This window comes from Pseudotenacibaculum haliotis, from assembly GCF_042684245.1.
GTDB lineage: Bacteria > Bacteroidota > Bacteroidia > Flavobacteriales > Flavobacteriaceae > Polaribacter > Polaribacter haliotis_A.
Map to the genome: position 1 here is coordinate 217186 of NZ_JBHULH010000008.1, position 19023 is coordinate 236208.

The window sequence follows — 19023 nt, forward strand, 5'->3', positions numbered from 1 at the left end:
ATCTCATCAAAATATTTTATCTATACGGCGGCCCCCATACCCAACCAACAATAGATTGGCGTACTCCTTTGGTAATAGGTGTTACTCGGTGCATTACAAAAGAAGGAAACACAATAATGGTTCCTTTTTCCCTTGGCGCACTAATCACTTTTTGATTTGCCATAAACTGAAGATCACCACCTTCATATTCATCCGGATCAGACAATTGAACTGTAATACTCAACTTTCTAGCAGAGATATCTCCGGCTCCAAAATCCATGTGCCAATCAAAGAAGTCTCCTTCAGAATAACGAGTCAACTGCAACTCTTCTTCAAAACCTAATAGATCAAACCAGTATCGTTCATTGTTTGTTTTCATGGCAAGCCCTGCCATTTTATCATACACCCATTTGTTTTGAGGTTCGTTTTTAATAAACATTACCGAACTTTTGCGCAATTCGTCAACGTACTCACCACTTTCTCCGGCAGAGAGTGTTGCTTTGAGTGTTTCATCATCTTTCCACAGATCTAAAATCATTTTTATCTCATGCGGAAGAAATAATCCGTTGTAATAGATTTGCTCAGCAAAATTGTGTTTTAGGGGTAATCCAAAAGAATAGTTCATAGGGTAGTATTTGTTTATTGTTCAGCTTTTACTTCAATTCCCGGTTCTACATTATAACTAGGGGCATTGTGCATTACGGTGTAGATTTTATTCAATTTCACATGAATGCTATCCAGAGAATCTGTCATTAGATTTTCATACATAGAGAAATCACCGGAATACCCAAAGGTTTCATTAAAGTTGTATGTAGCATTTCCCCATGTTGATGCGCTAGGAACTGTGTAGTATGTAGTAAAATCTAAAAGCTCTTTACTATTTGGATGATAGGTAACAAGTTTAAATCCAGGGTTATTGTCATGAATAGGAGTTACACCGGGGCAGCTGATGGCTATCTCTGTAATACTTTGCCCGGAAGGATCATACAATCTTCTCAATTCATCCATATGTGTATGACCGTATAAAATTCCTGAAATTGTATTCTGATAGTCAGCAACAATTTGTAAAAACTGATTATTCCAAGGATTATTGACAGGCAATTTTGCCCAGTTGGTTGCATTAGTACCATGCTTTTGATATCCATAAGCATCGATTCCCGGAGGGATATGCATAGCGATATATACTTTTTCAAATCTACTCTTGGCATCTTGTAATTCGTTTTTTAACCAAGTCATTTGCTGTTGTGCGTCTGTAAGCTGATTAGTTCCATCAGCACCAAAGAAGTTAGCAGAATGTATAACAGTATTTAAAGCAATTACCCGAAGCCCATCAATAGGTCTTGCGGAGTAGTATCCCATTTTAGGTTCAGGATTGGACACCATAGAGGGAGTAATACTATCTACAGGGTTTATGTTTAAAACGGGATATGGGTTTTTATTTTCCGGAATTAAAGAAAAAGGCGTTTGTTGGTTTTCATCAGCAAAAGAAGCGTAATCTCCGGCAATTCCGTCATTATTTCCGGGAAGATATAGTAATGTTTTTTTGTGTTTTGTGGCTAACTTTCGTAAACCGGAAAGTATGGTCTCTATATTTTTATTGTGAGGCACTCTTTCATTTTCAGGTAAAGGAATACAACAGTCTTTTACATGAGAAGGAAGATCCCCCGTATATATAATAAAGTCAGGAGAAGTATTGGCAATTACAGAATCTGCTTTTTGAAGAAAAGCATTCCAAAGAATCATACCTGTATCATCTACTTTGTAATCTGTCGTTTGTTTAAATGAGTTCAAATGAATATCAGAGAGAAACAAAAAGGTATTTGAATAGGATTTTTTTTGAGGAGCTTTCTCAGATTCTTTACAAGAAATAAAGCAGAAAGAACTCAAAAGAATTACTACTAAAAAAGATTTAAAAGTTTTCATGGCTGTTTTGTTTTGAATAGGTTGATTGATAACGAAATTAGCAGAAAGAATCTGGAAATCCATAAAAGGGATAAAGAACAGGTATAATTACCTATTCACATGAAATCGTATGTAAGCTTCGTTATTAGCTATAGATTATTTCCAGAGTTTCTTTGATGAAGTCTGTTTTGGAAAGCACATAATTACCTCGATCATTTTTGTATTGGGAAGCAAGAGAAACCTTTAAATTTTCATAGGCTTTCGCTCTTTCTGGATTTGAAATCAAATAGTCTCTGAAATCTACTTGTTTCCACATATAATTCTCTTTTGAACACATGTGAATATGAAAGATTTGTTCTTTCTCACCGGAAAGATTATAGCCTTTTCCAAAAGACATATAAGCATCGATTCCTTCTCTCTCAGGAACTAGAAAATAGGTATATCCAATAGCTTCAAATTGAGCAATAAGATCTTGATCGAAAAGAATCTCTTTTGAAACTTCAATAATGATGTCTATATAAGGTTTAGCCTTGATATTGGGAATAGAAGTACTTCCAAAATGTTCAATTCTTGTAATGGTTCCTTCAGACACATTGTTAAGAATTTCTTGCTTCTCTTTTTCAAAAATAAGAGGCCATTCAGAGTTGTAGTCAACAAGTTCGATAGGGAAGAGCGTATTCCAGTCTTCTTTTGTTAGATCGTAAAGAGACTTTTTCATAGGTCGTGGTATTTTTTAAAGCCGGCTAAACTAACAAAAAATCCCAAACTTTCGTTTGGGACTTCTTTATTTATTCTTTTCTAAGTAGACTCTTGCTTCCATGCCGTTTTCCATAAACCCTAAAACAAGGGACTCTTTTGTAAGTTTTTCTAGCTTCATCGATTTCTCTTTTCCTTTTTCGGTAATGAAGTGAATAGAATCTTTCTGTTTAGAAAACTTCCATGTTCCTTTCTTTATAGAGTTGTTAGCGTTAACTTCATGAACACCATCTTTGTGAAAAATCATCCACATTTGGTTTTGCTCACCTGGAGGAACATCCATTTTTTGCTCTCCCATTTGAATGGCTTTTGCATGCCACTTCTTGCCACTGATCAAATTAGTCTTACTGTCTTGAATGAAAACACTTGTTACAAATAAAGTAAGTGATAGTAATAGATATTTTAATTTCATAGAATTTATTTTTAGTTAAGTATTTGAATGAAATATAAACCCCAAGTTCTCACTTGGGGTTGAAAAAAAATTATTCTTCTTTTTTCTGTTCTTCAGGAGTCTTTTTTCCTTTTTTGATCTTAATGGTGAGTTCATCTTTCTTCTCATCCAAATTCATCTCAATAGTGTCTCCTTCAGATAGCTTAGAGTTTACGATCTCTTCAGCAAGAGCATCTTCAATATATTTTTGAATGGCTCTTTTAAGTGGTCTGGCTCCATATTTCTTATCGAAACCTTTATCAGCAATATAATCTTTTGCTTTCTCACTTAATTTCAAGGTATAACCTAGATCAGCAATACGGTGTAAAAGCTTATCCAACTCAATATCAATGATCTTGTGAATATCTTCTCTTTCTAATGCGTTGAAGACAATAACATCATCAATTCTGTTTAAGAACTCAGGAGCGAAGGATTTTTTTAAAGCACCTTCAATAATTCCTTTTGCATGTTCTTCAGCTTGTTCTTTCTTGGAAGCTGTTCCAAATCCAACTCCAGAACCAAAATCTTTTAATTGACGAGCTCCAATGTTGGAAGTCATAATAATGATGGTATTTCTAAAGTCGATACGTCTTCCTAAACTATCAGTAATATATCCGTCGTCTAAGATTTGTAACAACATATTGAATACATCCGGATGTGCTTTCTCGATTTCATCAAGTAACACAACAGAATAAGGCTTTCTTCTTACTTTTTCTGTCAGCTGTCCACCTTCTTCATATCCAACATATCCCGGAGGAGCACCAATCAAACGAGAAATAGCAAATTTCTCCATGTATTCACTCATGTCAATTCTAATCAAAGACTCTTCTGTATCAAAAAGCTCTCTGGCTAAAACTTTTGCCAACTGAGTTTTACCTACTCCGGTCTGACCTAAGAAGATAAAAGAACCAATAGGCTTATTAGGGTCTTTTAAACCAACACGATTTCTTTGAATAGCTTTTACCACTTTCGTAACAGCTTCGTCCTGACCAATAACTTTTCCTTTGATCATGTTTGGCAATTCGCCTAAGCGACTGCTTTCTGCCTCAGCAACTCTATTTACAGGAATTCCTGTCATCATAGAAACTACTTCAGCAACATTATCTTCTGTAACGATCTCACGATTCAGTTTTGAATCATCTTCCCATTGTTTTTGAGCAGAATCTAAAGCAGCCTCCATGTTCTTTTCATCATCTCTTAATTTGGCAGCTTCTTCGTACTTCTGTCCGTTAACAGCATTGGTTTTACGCTCACGAATTAATTCTAATTGCGCTTCCAATTCTAAAACTTGCTGAGGTACAACAATGTTAGTAATATGTATACGAGAACCGGCTTCATCTAAAGCATCAATAGCTTTGTCCGGTAAGTAACGGTCTGTCATATATCTGTTGGTCAATTTTACACAAGCTTCAATAGCTTCATCAGTAAAATCAACATTATGATGGGCTTCATATTTACTCTTGATATTGTGCAAGATCTGAATGGTTTCCTCAACACTTGTAGGATCTACAATTACTTTTTGGAAACGACGTTCTAAAGCACCATCTTTCTCAATATTTGTTCTGTATTCGTCTAGAGTTGTAGCTCCAATACATTGAATCTCTCCTCTGGCTAGAGCAGGTTTTAACATGTTGGAAGCATCTAAAGAGCCTGTAGCTCCTCCGGCACCAACAATTGTATGAATCTCATCAATAAACAAAATGATATCATCATTTTTCTCCAACTCATTCATCAAAGCTTTCATTCGCTCTTCAAACTGCCCTCTGTATTTTGTTCCGGCTACTAAACTTGCCAAATCCAATGAAACAATACGCTTGTCAAAAAGGATACGAGATACTTTTCTGTTCACAATACGCAAAGCCAATCCTTCAGCAATAGCCGACTTACCAACTCCAGGTTCACCAATAAGCATTGGATTGTTTTTCTTTCTTCTACTTAAGATCTGAGAAACACGTTCTATTTCTTTATGTCTACCTACCACAGGATCTAACTTCCCGTTTTCTGCTAAGGAAGTAAGGTCACGACCAAAATTGTCTAAAACCGGTGTTTTAGATTTTTTGGAAGACTTTCCTTTTTGAGGTTGTTCATAAGGATTGGGTTTATCAGATGAAGCAAATTCATCATCATCAGAAGGAGTTTCTGCAATCGGGCTGATTGGCAGATCATCTGAATTTTCTACATGTAATTCTTTATATAGAGCTTTTGCCTGATCGTAATCTACATCGTATTTGTTTAACAATTTGGTTGTAGGATCATTCTCATTTCTAAGAATACATAGCAAAAGGTGCGCAGTATCTATTGCGTCACTTTGATAAAGTTTTGCTTCTAAAAAAGTTGTCTTTAAAGCTTTTTCAGCTTGTCTTGTCAGGTGCAAACTCTTTTTTTGGTTGCCTTCCAAGGAAGGAGCGGACGGATTTAATTGTTCCAATTTTTTTCTAACCAAGTCTAAGTTGACATCAAATGTCTCTAAGATCTCAATAGCCTTTCCTTCTCCTTTTCTGATCAAACCAAGTAAAAGATGCTCAGTTCCAATAAAGTCGTGTCCTAACCTTAGAGCTTCCTCTTTACTGAATGTGATCACATCTCTGACCTTTGGTGAAAAATTATCGTCCATATTTAGGGTATTAACTATTTGTAAATTTAGTCCTTTTTTCACTAAAAAATTACAAAAAGAGTGCCAGCGGAGAAATGCTGCCATTTTGGCTTGTGAAAAAGGCTCTGAAAGGCTTGTAAATCAAGGGTATAAAAAATATCGAAAATTTATTAAGAAATGTTAATAACTCTAGGGCTTTCAGAGTGAAAAATGTTTGCTAAAAACACGAATTATAGTAACTTGCTAGTTATTAAATTTAGTAAAAAATTAACAATATAGTAAGCGTATGGCAGACGGAGAAAAGTTAATTCCGATTAATATTGAAGAGCAGATGAAATCTGCTTACATTGATTATTCAATGTCAGTAATTGTTTCGAGAGCATTACCTGATGTAAGAGACGGATTAAAGCCTGTGCATAGGAGAGTATTATACGGAATGCACGAACTAGGTATCAAAGCTACAGGAGCGTATAAGAAATCAGCAAGAGTTGTAGGAGAGGTGTTAGGTAAATATCACCCTCACGGAGATACTTCTGTATACGACTCTATGGTACGTATGGCGCAAGACTGGAGTGTTCGTTACATGATGGTAGATGGGCAAGGGAACTTTGGTTCTGTAGATGGTGATAGCCCGGCAGCAATGCGTTATACCGAGGTAAGAATGCAAAAAATATCAGAAGAAATGCTTTCTGATATTGAAAAAGATACAGTAGATCACAAGTTAAACTTTGATGATACACTTCAAGAGCCAACAGTATTACCTACCAGAATTCCTAACCTTCTTGTAAATGGAGCTTCCGGAATTGCAGTAGGGATGGCAACCAATATGGCACCTCACAACTTAACAGAGGTGATTAACGGTACAATTGCTTATATCGACAATAATGACATAGAGATTGATGAGTTAATGCAACACATCAAAGCTCCTGATTTCCCAACGGGAGGAACCATTTACGGATATGACGGTGTACGTGATGCTTTCCATACAGGAAGAGGACGTATTGTCATGCGTGGTAAAGCTACCATTGAAGAAGTAAAAGGTAGAGAATGTATTATCGTTACCGAAATTCCTTTCCAGGTAAACAAAGCAGATATGATCAAGAAAACTGCTGAGTTGGTAAATGATAAAAAGTTAGAAGGAATTGCAAATATTCGTGATGAGTCCGATAGAAAAGGGATGCGTATTGTATACGTTTTAAAGAGAGATGCGATTCCTAACATTGTACTGAACAAACTATTTAAATATACTGCCTTACAAACTTCGTTCAGTGTAAACAATATTGCATTGGTAAATGGAAGACCACAGCAATTGAACTTAAAACAATTGATTCATTATTTTGTTGAACACAGACATGAAGTAGTTGTTCGCAGAACTGAATATGAATTGAAAAAAGCTGAGGCAAGAGCTCATATCTTAGAAGGACTGATCATTGCTTCTGATAATATTGATGAAGTGATCAAATTGATTCGAGCTTCTAGCAATGCTGATGAAGCTAGAGAATCGTTGATTAAGCGTTTTGAATTAACTGAGATCCAAGCGAAAGCGATCGTAGAAATGCGATTACGTCAGTTAACAGGACTAGAGCAAGATAAGTTAAGAGCAGAATACGATGAGATCATCAAAACGATCGCAGATTTAAAAGACATCTTATCAAATGAAGAAAGACGTTATAACATCATCAAAGATGAGTTAACCGTTATCAGAGATAAGTATGGAGATGAGCGTCGTTCAGAGATCGAATATGCTGGTGGAGATATGAGAATTGAGGACATGATTCCAAACTCTAAAGTAGTTGTTACTATCTCTAATGCAGGATACTTAAAGCGTACCAACCTTGATGAATATAAAGTTCAGAATAGAGGTGGACGTGGGCAAAAAGGAGCTACCACACGTAATGAAGACTTCTTAGAGCACTTGTTTGTAGGAACCAATCACCAATACATGTTGTTCTTTACTCAAAAAGGAAAAGTGTTCTGGATGCGTGTTTATGAAGTGCCGGAAGGAGGAAAGAACTCAAAAGGTAGAGCTATTCAAAATCTGATTAATATTGAGCAAGATGATAAAGTAAAAGCATTCTTGGTAACTCAAGATTTGAAGGATGAAGATTATGTAAATAACCATTACGTAATTATGGCAACTAAAAGAGGTCAGGTTAAGAAAACTTCTTTAGAGCAATACTCAAGACCAAGAACTAATGGTATAAACGCGATTACAATTCGTGAAGATGATGAGCTGTTAGAAGCTAAATTAACTACCGGAGACAGTCAAGTAATGTTGGCATTAAAATCAGGAAAAGCAATTCGATTCGAAGAAGCCAAGACCAGACCAATGGGAAGAACAGCTTCCGGAGTTCGTGGAATCACTTTAGCTGATAATCAGGATGAAGTAATAGGAATGGTAGCCGTAAATGATATGGAAAGTAACATTCTGGTTGTTTCTGAAAAAGGATATGGAAAACGTTCTAAATTAGAAGATTACAGAATTACCAATAGAGGAGGTAAAGGTGTGAAAACATTGAATATCTCAGAAAAAACAGGTAATTTAGTGGCCATTAAAAATGTTGACGACTCTAATGACCTAATGATTATCAACAAATCAGGGATTATTATTAGAATGGCAGTCGAAGATCTTCGTGTAATGGGTAGAGCTACTCAGGGAGTTAAGCTGATCAATATCAAAGAAAGTGATAGTATTGCAGCAGTAGCAAAAGTGATGCACGAAAAAGAAGATTCTAGTGAAGAAGAAGAAAATGGCACAGAAATTGAAAACGAAACGAACGAGAATCAAGAATAAACTTAGAATTAAATAAACTAGTAATGAGAACTAAAATTTTCGCACTGTGTTTAGGATTGGCATCTATGGCAACCTTTGCACAAAAGAATGAAATAAAAGCTGCTGAAAAAGCAATTAAGAAACAAGACTATGCTGCTGCGGTAACTGCCTTAACAACTGCAGAGTCTTTGATTTCTAATGCTCCTAAATTAGAAGCAAAATTCTACTTCTTAAAAGGACAAGCGTATGCAGCAAAAAAGGACTTTAAAGTAGCGGTAGAAGCTTACAACAAGCTTTTTGATGTAGAAAAGAAGTCTGGAAAGCAAAGATATACAGAGCAAGCTAGACCATTGTTAGATCAGCTAATGAATGATCTTACAACAAAAGCATTTGCTTTATATGAAGCAAAAGATTTTAAGAATGCTTCAGATGCTTTCTACATGAGATATTCTTTAAACAAACAAGATACTTTATTCTTATCTAATGCTGCACAAACAGCATTTCAAGGAGGAAACTTAGATGCTTCTTTAAAACACTACAGAGAGTTAAAAGACTTAGGGTATACCGGAATTGAAACTAGATATTTAGCAACAAACACAGAAACAGGAGTTGTAGAGAATTTAGGATCTAAAAAGCAAAGAGATCTAGTAGTAAAGTTTGGATCACACGAAAAACCACAAGACAAAGTTACTGAGTCTAAAAGAGGAGATGTAATTAAGAACATCGGTATTATCTTAACTCGTCAAGGAAAAGTTGACGAAGCTATGGTAGCTGTACAAGAGGCTAGAAAAGCGTTCCCAGATGATATGTCTTTATTATTTACTGAAGCTGACCTTTACTTAAAGCTGAAGAAGATGGACAAGTTTGGTGAGTTAATGGAAGAAGCGATCAAAAGAGATCCTAACAACTCTACACTATACTATAACTTAGGAGTAGTAAACTACAACCAAGGAAACTTTGAAGATGCTAAGAAAAACTATAAAAAAGCTATCGAGATAAAGCCAGATTACTTTGATGCTTATATGAACATGGCTGTAGCAATCTTAGAAAAAGAGAAGGAGATTGTTGAAGAAATGAACAAGAACCTTTCTGATTTTGATAAGTACGATGAGTTAGCTGCTAAGCAAAAGCAAGTATACAAAGATGCATTACCTTACTTAGAAAAAGCTGATGAAGGAGCAAGAAGCTTAGATACTGTTAGAACTTTATTAAACATCTATGAAACATTAGAAATGGAAGATAAAGCAAAACCTTTCAGAGAGCTATACAAGACAATGAGAGCTAAGAGCGGAAAATAATTCCAATAGCATACAACATAAAAAAGCCGTTCCAATTTGGAACGGCTTTTTTTATATGATCTTTTTAATAACCCGCAGCTTGTGAGTATGGGTTTTTGTGTCGGTATTGTAAATACCACTATGATCTAAGAGATCTATACGAACCTTTCCATGTGCATGAATGATATAGTAATCTGTCATGATAATTCCCACGTGTGTAATAACACCTTCTTCATTATCAAAAAATGCCAAATCTCCGGGCTCACTTTCCTCAATAAAGCTTAATACTTCACCTTGAGTTGCTTGATCCTTAGCATCTCTTAAAAGAGAGTGACCACAAATCTTATAAACCATTTGGGTAAAACCGGAACAATCGATCCCAAAAGGAGTTTTTCCTCCCCATAAATAAGGTGTGTTTAAAAACAAAAAGGCCTTTCGAACAATTTCAGACTTCTCTAGTTTTCCTTGAAATACTCGCCCTTCATAGCTATACTCATTCTGACCCAATGAAAACTTTTGATCCTGATAAAAAGGAAGTCTAGATCCCATAGGAATCGTACTCAGATGATTTTTTTGATCCGTTACGTAATCTAAAATTTCTGAAGAATAATGGTACTCCGAAGTAGACAATTGATCAAACAATTCCTTATCAATCTCTTGATATTGCTTGTTATCTATATAACCTTCATACTCATCAAAATGCACTTGAACCTTACTCCACTTTTTTGTTTTTTCAAGTACAGTAAAATGTTCACCAAACAGGATTTGAGAAACCATCTCAGATGCATCACTAGGCTCAGATCTGAGAGGAACAATACTTAAATTACAAATGCCGTAGAGCATAGATCTTTTGGGTCTTGATAAGTGGGATTAAATAGATTCGATAACCATTGCACTGGCTCCACCACCTCCGTTACAGATTCCGGCAGCTCCAATTTTGGCATTATTTTGTTTTAAGATAGATGTAAGTGCAATTATAATTCTAGCTCCGGAAACACCTAGAGGGTGTCCTAGAGAAACAGCTCCACCATTTACATTCACCTTGTCATTATCCAATCCTAAAATTTTCATGTTAGCCAATCCTACTACAGAAAAAGCCTCATTCAATTCAAAATAATCAACATCATCTAAAGAGATACCAGCTTTGTCTAAAGCTTTTGGTAATGCTTTTGCAGGAGCAGTTGTAAACCATTTAGGCTCTTGTGCAGCATCTGCATAACTTTTAATCTTAGCAATAGGCTCTAATCCTAATTCATTTGCTTTTTCTACAGACATTAACACCAAAGCAGCTCCACCATCATTAATTGTAGAAGCATTAGCAGCAGTTACTGTTCCTTCTTTAGTAAAAGCAGCACGCAATGCAGGAATCTTTTCCATTTTTACATTTTTGTACTCTTCATCTTCTGTCATGATGATAGGCTCTCCACGTCTTTGAGGAATTTCTACAGGAACAACTTCATCAGCAAACTTTCCTGCTTTCCATGCTTCAGCAGACCTGTTGTAAGATTGAATAGCATAAGCATCCTGATCTTCTCTGGAAAATTCATATTCTGTAGCGCAAGCATCGGCACATACTCCCATAGCTACTTGGTCATATACATCTACCAATCCATCTTTTTGCATTCCGTCTTCCATTTTGGCAGGGCCAAATTTTGTAGCTTTTCTTGCGTGATAATAGTGAGGAATAGAGCTCATGTTTTCCATTCCACCGGTAACAACAATATCTGCATCACCTAGCGCAATTGTTTGTGCTCCTAACATGATAGATTTCATTCCAGATGCACATACTTTGTTTACAGTTGTACAAGGAACAGTATCAGGAATTCCTGCAAACATCGCTGCTTGTCTTGCAGGAGCTTGACCTAAACCTGCAGAAACAACGTTCCCCATAAATACTTCTTCAACTAAGTTTGGATCTAAATTGATCTTATCTAAGGCACCTTTAATTGCTACAGCACCTAATTTAGGAGCAGGTATGCCAGATAGGCTTCCCATAAAGCTTCCTATAGGTGTTCTTGCAACAGATACAATTACTACGTCTCTATTACTCATATTCTTATTTTGTTTAATCTTGATTTGTTCTGCGAAATTAACCAATTTATATCAATTTGATTAGGATTATTCGGCCTGAATTTTTGACCTCCATTTTTTTAAGTTATGTTTGTGTATCTAAGCAAAAAGCATGAGCAATACGGTTAATAAATTATACAAGCACAATGCGGTTATTTATAAGGTTATCCTTTTCTTGATCACAGCGTCTGCTATTGTTTACCTTTTTCCAAAAGGAGGACAATTCAAGTACGATTTTACAAAAGGAAAACCTTGGCAGTACGATAATTTATATGCTCCTTTTGATTTTGCTATTGAAAAGACTCAAGAAGAGATTACAGAAGAAACCAAAGAAATTGAAGTCAACGCCAGACTTTATTTTTTATACGATAAGAACATTGTTAATGAAGTTAAAGACGAATACAAACTAAGAACTTCCTTACTCCAATTGAGCGATTCTTTATCAAGTAGCGACTTGGAAACGATGACTTTACTGGGGAATTCTATTATAGAATCTATATACGATAGAGGCTTTTTACAAGCAACAAGTCAGGGAATTGTTTCCGATAAGAATACCATCATAGCGCTTAAGAAAGAGAATGAAGTAGAAGACATTATTTATAATAGTCTATTAACCTCCAGTGATGTATCTCGAATGGTTACCGATAGGTTAGGAGAGCAACCTTATAACTACTCTCAAAGTAACAATTTCAATATACTGGTAGAGGTAATCAAACCCAATGTTTCTTATGATGACACTTTTACTCAAAAAGTGATTGATGAGGCGGTTAAAGGAATTTCACCTACAAAAGGAAAGGTGTCTACCGACGAATTGATCATCTTAAAGGGAGATATCGTAGAAGGAAAGAAACTAGCGATTCTAAACTCCTTAAAAAAGGAATCTGAATCCAAGTTATGGACAAAAGCAAATTATTACTGGATCGTATTTGGGTATACTGTTTTGGTATCCTTAGCACTTTTGATGTTGCTATTGTTTTTAAGAAAATACAGAACAGAGATCTTTGATAATAACAACAAGGTTACGTTCATTTTCTTTAATATTGGCTTTATGATCTTGGTGCAAACCTTGGTTATCAAATACAATTCAGACTACTTATATGTAGTTCCTTTAAGTGTATTGCCTATTGTATTAAAAGCCTTTTTTGACGCCCGTTTAGGACTATTTACACATGTGCTTACGGTATTGCTTTTAGGGTTTATTGTACCCAATAGTTTTGAGTTTATCTACTTGCATATCATTGCAGGAATCGTAACTATTTTAACGGTTTCTGAACTGTATAAAAGAGCTAATTTGTTTATTTCCATCGGGCAGATTACCTTGATCTATATGATCACTTATTTGGCATTTTCTATTATTAAAGAAGGAAATGCTTCGCAAATAAAATGGGAATATCTAATCATGTTTGCGGCTAATGGATTGCTGTCATTTTTATCAGTTTTCTTTATCTATTTGTACGAGAAAACATTTGGGTTGGTGTCAGATGTGACTTTATTAGAACTCTCCAATACCAATACTAAGTTATTACGAGAACTCAATGAAAAAGCACCGGGAACTTTCCAACACTCTATGCAAGTAGCAAACTTGGCTGAAGCTGCTGCCAATGAGATTGGAGCTAATTCCATGTTGGTAAGAACAGGAGCTTTGTATCACGATATTGGTAAGATGTTAAACCCAATGTATTTCATCGAAAATCAATCTACAGGAGTAAATCCACATAACGATCTATCTCCGGTAGATAGTGCTAAGATCATTACAGACCATGTGATCAAAGGAATTGAGTTGGCAAAACAAAACAGATTACCGGATAGGATCATCGATTTTATAAGAACGCACCATGGAACCAGCTTGGTGTATTATTTTTATATGAAAGAGAAGGAGATGAATGAAGAAGTAGACATTAAAAAGTTCCAATACAAAGGTCCGATTCCTTTTTCCAGAGAAACGGCAATTTTGATGATCTGTGATGCTGCAGAAGCCGCATCAAAAAGTTTAAAGCAACCTTCGGCACAATCTATTGATGAGTTGATAAATAAGATCGTAGAGAAGCAAAAAGCCGACAATCAGTTCATCAATTCTAATATTACTTTTAGGGAGATTGAGAAGATTAAAAAAGTGATTAAGAGAAAGTTGATGAATATCTACCATCTAAGAGTAGAATATCCAGATTAAAATTATCACAAAAAGAGACGAAAAATCTTGCGAGATTGTATTTGGAATCTTACATTTGCACTCGCAATTTTTAATTCTAACGCAAGTTAGTTTTAAGGAGAGGTGGCAGAGTGGTAATGCAGCAGCCTGCTAAGCTGTCATCCTTAGGGATGCCCGGGTTCGAATCCCGGTCTCTCCGCAATAATTGCAAGTTCATTTACTTATCGGGGTGTAGCGTAGCCCGGTCATCGCGCCTGCTTTGGGAGCAGGAGGTCGCAGGTTCGAATCCTGCCACCCCGACAAATAAAGTGTTGTGTTTTTGTAGAAAGCTTGCTTTCTTAAAAAAAGAGGACACTTGATTATAAATTAAAGTGACACTTTAATTTGTAACACACCATATTCAGGATCAACGAAGTTAATCCTAATGAATGGTCGCGTAGCTCAGCTGGATAGAGCATCTGCCTTCTAAGCAGACGGTCATAGGTTCGAATCCTATCGCGATCACAGATAAATAAGCCTGACAAGAAATTGTCAGGCTTTTCTGTTTTAAGAAGGAGAAACTTTAGTTTTGAATTTCGGAAACAGAAAAGAATAGATGCCAATGGGCAACAGGCGAAATTTTCAAAAAGGAATAGAAAAGGATCTATAATCCTATCTAGATCATATAAAGCCTTGCTAGAAATAGTAAGGCTTTTTTGGTTTTAAGAGTAACGGAAAAATGGTATCTTTGGTAGTATTCAAATTATAAATCCCTAATAAACTGCATTTCAGGTTTTAGCCTTGATTCTAAATGCTAGAATTTTGATAATCTGAAAATTAAAAATGCTCTCGACATATATGCCAAAAGTTGATGATTTCTTTTCATTTAAAAATACCGTTACAGAAATTTCCAAAGAAGAGCTTTTACAAACATCTTACTATCTTAAATCAATAGAAGCGTTTTCCAGATTAAGTGATAGTTGTGTTTTCGTAACTGATTACATGAAAAAAGGGTTCGAATATGTTTCAAATCATCCTTTGTTTTTATGCGGTCATACTGCTGATGAAGTGAAAGAAATGGGCTATGATTTCTATCTGAAATATGTTACAGAAAAAGATCTTCAGTTACTCTTAAAAATACAGAAAATAGCTTTCGATTTTTATGAAACAATCCCGATGGCAGAACGAATTGAGTATTCTATATCCTATGATTTTTATCTTAAAACTAAAGAAGGGAAAAAGATCTTGGTTAATAGAAAACTAACCCCTCTGTTTTTAACCAATTCAGGAAAAATTTGGAAAGCCGTTGCTATTATTTCCCTTTCATCAGCTAATAAGTCGGGAAACATCAAAATCTATAAAAAGGGAAATCAAAAAGTGTTAGAATATAACGAAGAAAAAGACTTTTGGGAAACTCCTGAGGTTATAAAATTGTCTGACAGAGAAAGAGAAATTATTCATTTATCCATCAGAGGTTTTAAAGTAGATGAAATTGCTGATGAACTCTCTGTGTCTCCCAATACCGTTAAATTCCATAGAAAAAGACTGTTTGAAAAATTGGAAGTATCTACGATCACAGAAGCCATTTCTTTTGCTAAAAACAATAGTCTTATTTAACACTTTTTAAAGAAAATCTACCCTTTTGGGTAGTAAATTAAAAAGTTATTGCCCCGTAATTTGCCTTCGTATTAAAAAAGTAACAAATTATGAAAAAAGCATTGGTTTTATTACTGGGCATTCTACTATCCGGAAACGTATTTTCTCAAACTGAATTACCAAACACGCTTTCCAAAGCAGACAAAGTGTATGGTTTATCAAAATATTGGAATGAGGTCAATTTCAATTTTGCGTATTTGAATAAAGTAGACAAAGAAAAATGGAATTCCGATTATAAATCATTAATAGAAAAAGTACAGGAAACAAAAAATGATTATGAGTACTATCTTTTATTACAACAATTTGCTGTCTCATTAAAAGACGGTCATACAAATATCTTTTTACCACCTTCTTTTAGCAAGTTCATGTTGGATGCTGAATTTGGAGATTATAAGTTTACCCTTAGAAATATAGAAGGAAAAGCAATTATTACAGAGGTAAATAAGAGTAAGAGAAAAGAAATTCCGTTAGGAACAGAAATCATTGAGGTAAACGGCCTTACTACCAAAGAACATCTTGCTAAACATGTAGAGCCAATCGTAGCTTATAGCACAGAAGATTTCCGTGACGCTTTTTCAGTTCGTCAAATGTTTTATCAGCCTAAAGGAACAACTTTCGATTTGAAGTTTAGAAAACCAAATGGAAAGATCATATCTAGAAAACTAACTATCAGTCCGGCGGCAGAAAAAGAGATGCATACCAGAAACAAAAATGAAGGAATTTTTGAGTTCAAATGGCTAGAAAACAAAACAGCTTATGTTGCTTTACATAGCTTTGGAGAAGCGAAGATCGATTCTTTGTTCAAAAGCAAACTACCGGAGATAAAAAAAGCCAAAGGGTTGATCATTGACTTGAGAGAAAATTTAGGAGGTAGTTCTGAATACGGATATTCAATACTAGGTAATTTAATTCATGATGATGAACTTATCGTAGCCAAGTCACTCATCTTAGATTACAATCCATTATATGAGTATTTTGGTGTTAACTATAATATTCAAGCCAAAGATACAGCACAAGGAAGCCCGCAAAACAGAATGATGTTAAGTCGTGCTTATTTAACAGCAAAGGATAGCTACTTTTATGAAATACCGTTTAGTACCTATCCGAATCGCATTGAAAAATCAGATCGAGTAGTGATTCCTATAGCTGTATTAACAGGACCTTTTACAGCTTCTTCTTCCGAAGACTTTTTGGTAGCAGCAGACAACCAAAAGCATATCGTTAAAATTGGAGAAGCTACAGCAGGTACTACAGGAATGCCTATGTCGTTTGAACTACCTGGTGGAGGATGGGCTAGAATTTGCTTCAAAAAAGAAGTATATGTAGACGGACGTGAGTTTGTAGGTTATGGAATTCAACCTGATATCAAGGTATCAAAGACCCTTAAAGATTTTATAGAGAAAAAAGATCCCGCTATAGAAAAAGCGCTAAAATATTTACGCAAAGCATAACGCATATTGCTATGAAACAATACCAAGCCTTGCTAGAAATAGTAAGGCTTTTTGCTATTAATCTTTACTTGCGTTGTTGTATTCTCTAATCATGGCATAAGCCCAAATGAGAACACAAATGCCTACGAAAATAGAGAAATATAAAACGATATCATTTGCGCTCATGACTTACCAATTTTAGATATATCATTACGCCAAGTAGAGTAGGAGCCCAAAGCCCTAAAAAGATTCCATGTAGCTGATGTCCGGTTAAAAATAAATACTCAGCTACTAAAATTATCAAAATACAAAGAACCAACATCAATAGATTCCCTGTCTTCATTTTTTGAAAAAAGCTCATTAGTTAGTTAATTTTCTTAAAGTTAGGCAATTTTAATGGATTCTAAAAAGGCTTAATTTCTAAGATGATGTTCAGCTTTTTCTCTGATGATTGTAGCAATGGGTTTGTCTTCAATTTTACTCTCTAACCACGATAAAATATCTAAGTATAAAAAAGCACGCTTTTCATACGCATGATCTTCAAAGGCTTTAAGCTTAGTATGAATCTTCTTGAACTCTTTTTTAAATTGATGCGGATACAGCTCTCCCAAAGATTTAATAGACACAATAAACGCTTTTTGTACCTCTTGAAGATTCTCCATTTTTAGCAAGAACTTATAAGTCTCTTTAAACTGTCTTTCCAGATGATAATCCAAACCACACTCGTAATGAGCAATCAAATTCAAGATACGAGCAAAGCACTGAAGGTCTTCTCCCACGTATAGTTTTTTTGCATTGATGATTCGAGACAAGTATTCGATACACTCTCTATTTTTACCCATTCCAAAATACAAGCAAGCAATTTTATAATACAAAGTGATTACGTGATGCTTGTCCAAACGATTGCTGTATTCTTCTATCTTTTCATTGATTTCTTTAACCAAGAACTCGCCCTGTTCAAAAGTTCCTTCCAAGAAATATTTATGCAACTGGTTGGCATAGTAGTATTGAAAGATAAGTGTTTCAGTATTTCCGTTGATGGGAATCCTATTCTCTTTGATCTCTGTTTCAAAAAGTTCCAGTTCTTCCTTGAATTTGTTTCGATGTTTGATAAAAAACAGAGATTCCAGTAAGTAGTTTTTTCCTTTCAAATAAAAGACAGGATTCAGTTCTACCATTTTAGGATACTTTCTAAACAACCCAACCCATTTAGAAGCGTATTTATAAGCATGTAAGAAATCCTGTGTTAATAAGCTTCTCCATAAATGAGCTTTGTTTAACCATAAAAGCTCTCTGAAGCCCAATAAGTTTTGATCATATTTTGGCAAATGAGATGTGAAGTAATTATTTATCCTTTGAAGCTCTAGATCATTTCTAACATATCCTGTTTTCAATAAAATACCATAAAGCTGCAAAGACAAATTTGAAAGCTTGCTCGTCATTACATTCTGTTGACTCAGATTCTTTGCCTGTATAGAAAGTTCATCCGCTCTGTTGCTAATACTACGCGTGATGTATTGAGTTTCTATATTCTTTTCAAGTTCAACAATTTCATAAGCAATGTTCTTTTCTTCATTCTCTATAGCGATGGATTTAGCTTTCTCCAGCAATTTCAAGCTTTGCTTATACAATCCTTTTTGATACAGTACCGTAGCAAAATCCAATTGCTCTCTGATCTGAACACGGATGTTCTTATGAGCCGGATTCATTCGTAAGCTAATTAAGATTTGACGATACAAATGAGCTTTTAAATTAGAAAGCTGTTGTTTGCTTACAATCCCGCTTTTCAGAATAGCCTTCTCATCATACTTCTTTTGCTTATCAAGAAACTTAAAAAGTGAAAAAAACTTGGCTTCAGTATTTCCTCCAAGTCTACCGATATACAAGTGAAACTGACGCTTTTCTGATTTGGTCAAAGACTTTATCAAAACAAACAAAGCATCATTTTGTTGATTAGTGCTTGTAAAATTTTTCATTTTAAAATACTGTATATCAGCTTTTTGTGATTTTTTTTATGGTTTTAAACATC

At 35.1% G+C, this 19023-nt stretch carries 13 protein-coding genes and 3 tRNA genes; 8 read left to right on the forward strand and 8 right to left on the reverse strand.

Features of this window, described 5'->3' with window-relative positions; translation table 11 throughout:
- Nucleotides 1-16 precede the first annotated feature (16 nt).
- The 5 genes from ACFSRZ_RS12865 to ACFSRZ_RS12885 form a co-directional block, all read right to left on the reverse strand.
- Complete coding sequence (locus tag ACFSRZ_RS12865) at nt 17-604, reverse strand: 2OG-Fe(II) oxygenase (protein WP_379666969.1); 588 nt, start codon at nt 602-604, stop codon at nt 17-19.
- A gap of 14 nt (nt 605-618) precedes the next feature.
- Nucleotides 619-1902, reverse strand: a complete 1284-nt coding sequence (locus ACFSRZ_RS12870) for a metallophosphoesterase (protein ID WP_379666970.1) — start codon at nt 1900-1902, stop codon at nt 619-621.
- Nucleotides 1903-2026: 124 nt separating this feature from the next.
- On the reverse strand, nt 2027-2599 hold the full coding sequence (locus tag ACFSRZ_RS12875) for a GrpB family protein (protein WP_379666971.1): 573 nt from the start codon (nt 2597-2599) through the stop codon (nt 2027-2029).
- Nucleotides 2600-2665: 66 nt separating this feature from the next.
- Nucleotides 2666-3049 (reverse strand): hypothetical protein, encoded by a 384-nt coding sequence (locus ACFSRZ_RS12880; protein ID WP_379666972.1) that lies wholly within the window; start codon nt 3047-3049, stop codon nt 2666-2668.
- A 70-nt stretch (nt 3050-3119) separates the two neighbouring features.
- Nucleotides 3120-5681 carry an ATP-dependent Clp protease ATP-binding subunit gene (locus tag ACFSRZ_RS12885; protein ID WP_379666973.1) on the reverse strand — a complete coding sequence of 854 codons (2562 nt, stop codon included), beginning with the start codon at nt 5679-5681 and terminating at the stop codon, nt 3120-3122.
- A 265-nt stretch (nt 5682-5946) separates the two neighbouring features.
- On the opposite strand from ACFSRZ_RS12885, the gene gyrA reads away from it, so the two are divergent.
- A complete protein-coding gene (gyrA, locus tag ACFSRZ_RS12890; RefSeq protein ID WP_379666974.1) occupies nt 5947-8454 on the forward strand; it encodes a DNA gyrase subunit A in 2508 nt (835 codons plus the stop codon).
- Nucleotides 8455-8477: 23 nt separating this feature from the next.
- Nucleotides 8478-9731, forward strand: coding sequence for a tetratricopeptide repeat protein (locus ACFSRZ_RS12895; protein ID WP_379666975.1), 1254 nt, complete (start codon nt 8478-8480; stop codon nt 9729-9731).
- Between the two features lie 51 nt (nt 9732-9782).
- On the opposite strand, the gene ACFSRZ_RS12900 is transcribed toward ACFSRZ_RS12895, so the two are convergent.
- Both ACFSRZ_RS12900 and ACFSRZ_RS12905 read right to left on the reverse strand, forming a co-directional pair.
- On the reverse strand, nt 9783-10553 hold the full coding sequence (locus ACFSRZ_RS12900; protein WP_379666976.1) for a C40 family peptidase: 771 nt from the start codon (nt 10551-10553) through the stop codon (nt 9783-9785).
- Nucleotides 10554-10580: 27 nt separating this feature from the next.
- Nucleotides 10581-11762 (reverse strand): acetyl-CoA C-acyltransferase, encoded by a 1182-nt coding sequence (locus ACFSRZ_RS12905; RefSeq protein WP_379666977.1) that lies wholly within the window; start codon nt 11760-11762, stop codon nt 10581-10583.
- 130 nt (nt 11763-11892) lie between these two features.
- Between ACFSRZ_RS12905 and ACFSRZ_RS12910 the strand changes: the two genes are divergently transcribed.
- The 6 genes from ACFSRZ_RS12910 to ACFSRZ_RS12935 all read left to right on the forward strand — a co-directional run bounded on the left by ACFSRZ_RS12910 (nt 11893) and on the right by ACFSRZ_RS12935 (nt 17015).
- On the forward strand, nt 11893-13950 hold the full coding sequence (locus tag ACFSRZ_RS12910; RefSeq protein ID WP_379666978.1) for an HD family phosphohydrolase: 2058 nt from the start codon (nt 11893-11895) through the stop codon (nt 13948-13950).
- Between the two features lie 96 nt (nt 13951-14046).
- Nucleotides 14047-14128: transfer RNA gene (locus ACFSRZ_RS12915), tRNA-Ser, on the forward strand.
- A gap of 26 nt (nt 14129-14154) precedes the next feature.
- Nucleotides 14155-14229 (forward strand) — tRNA-Pro (locus tag ACFSRZ_RS12920).
- A gap of 130 nt (nt 14230-14359) precedes the next feature.
- Nucleotides 14360-14433: transfer RNA gene (locus ACFSRZ_RS12925), tRNA-Arg, on the forward strand.
- 333 nt (nt 14434-14766) lie between these two features.
- Nucleotides 14767-15525: a response regulator transcription factor gene (locus ACFSRZ_RS12930; protein ID WP_379666979.1), complete on the forward strand. Its 759-nt coding sequence runs from the start codon at nt 14767-14769 to the stop codon at nt 15523-15525.
- Between the two features lie 89 nt (nt 15526-15614).
- Nucleotides 15615-17015 (forward strand): S41 family peptidase, encoded by a 1401-nt coding sequence (locus tag ACFSRZ_RS12935; RefSeq protein ID WP_379666980.1) that lies wholly within the window; start codon nt 15615-15617, stop codon nt 17013-17015.
- Between the two features lie 392 nt (nt 17016-17407).
- On the opposite strand, the gene ACFSRZ_RS12940 is transcribed toward ACFSRZ_RS12935, so the two are convergent.
- Nucleotides 17408-18970, reverse strand: coding sequence for a hypothetical protein (locus tag ACFSRZ_RS12940; RefSeq protein WP_379666981.1), 1563 nt, complete (start codon nt 18968-18970; stop codon nt 17408-17410).
- Nucleotides 18971-19023 lie beyond the last annotated feature (53 nt).

Bases quoted from the DNA above. Each gene is read 5' to 3' on its own strand.
- ACFSRZ_RS12935 (WP_379666980.1), top strand. From the start codon at position 15,615: ATGAAAAAAGCATTGGTTTTATTACTGGGCATTCTACTATCCGGAAAC.
- ACFSRZ_RS12875 (WP_379666971.1), bottom strand. From the start codon at position 2,599: ATGAAAAAGTCTCTTTACGATCTAACAAAAGAAGACTGGAATACGCTC.
- ACFSRZ_RS12865 (WP_379666969.1), bottom strand. From the start codon at position 604: ATGAACTATTCTTTTGGATTACCCCTAAAACACAATTTTGCTGAGCAA.
- ACFSRZ_RS12910 (WP_379666978.1), top strand. From the start codon at position 11,893: ATGAGCAATACGGTTAATAAATTATACAAGCACAATGCGGTTATTTAT.
- gyrA (WP_379666974.1), top strand. From the start codon at position 5,947: ATGGCAGACGGAGAAAAGTTAATTCCGATTAATATTGAAGAGCAGATG.
- ACFSRZ_RS12900 (WP_379666976.1), bottom strand. From the start codon at position 10,553: ATGCTCTACGGCATTTGTAATTTAAGTATTGTTCCTCTCAGATCTGAG.
- ACFSRZ_RS12880 (WP_379666972.1), bottom strand. From the start codon at position 3,049: ATGAAATTAAAATATCTATTACTATCACTTACTTTATTTGTAACAAGT.
- ACFSRZ_RS12930 (WP_379666979.1), top strand. From the start codon at position 14,767: ATGCCAAAAGTTGATGATTTCTTTTCATTTAAAAATACCGTTACAGAA.
- ACFSRZ_RS12870 (WP_379666970.1), bottom strand. From the start codon at position 1,902: ATGAAAACTTTTAAATCTTTTTTAGTAGTAATTCTTTTGAGTTCTTTC.
- ACFSRZ_RS12895 (WP_379666975.1), top strand. From the start codon at position 8,478: ATGAGAACTAAAATTTTCGCACTGTGTTTAGGATTGGCATCTATGGCA.
- ACFSRZ_RS12885 (WP_379666973.1), bottom strand. From the start codon at position 5,681: ATGGACGATAATTTTTCACCAAAGGTCAGAGATGTGATCACATTCAGT.
- ACFSRZ_RS12905 (WP_379666977.1), bottom strand. From the start codon at position 11,762: ATGAGTAATAGAGACGTAGTAATTGTATCTGTTGCAAGAACACCTATA.
- ACFSRZ_RS12940 (WP_379666981.1), bottom strand. From the start codon at position 18,970: ATGAAAAATTTTACAAGCACTAATCAACAAAATGATGCTTTGTTTGTT.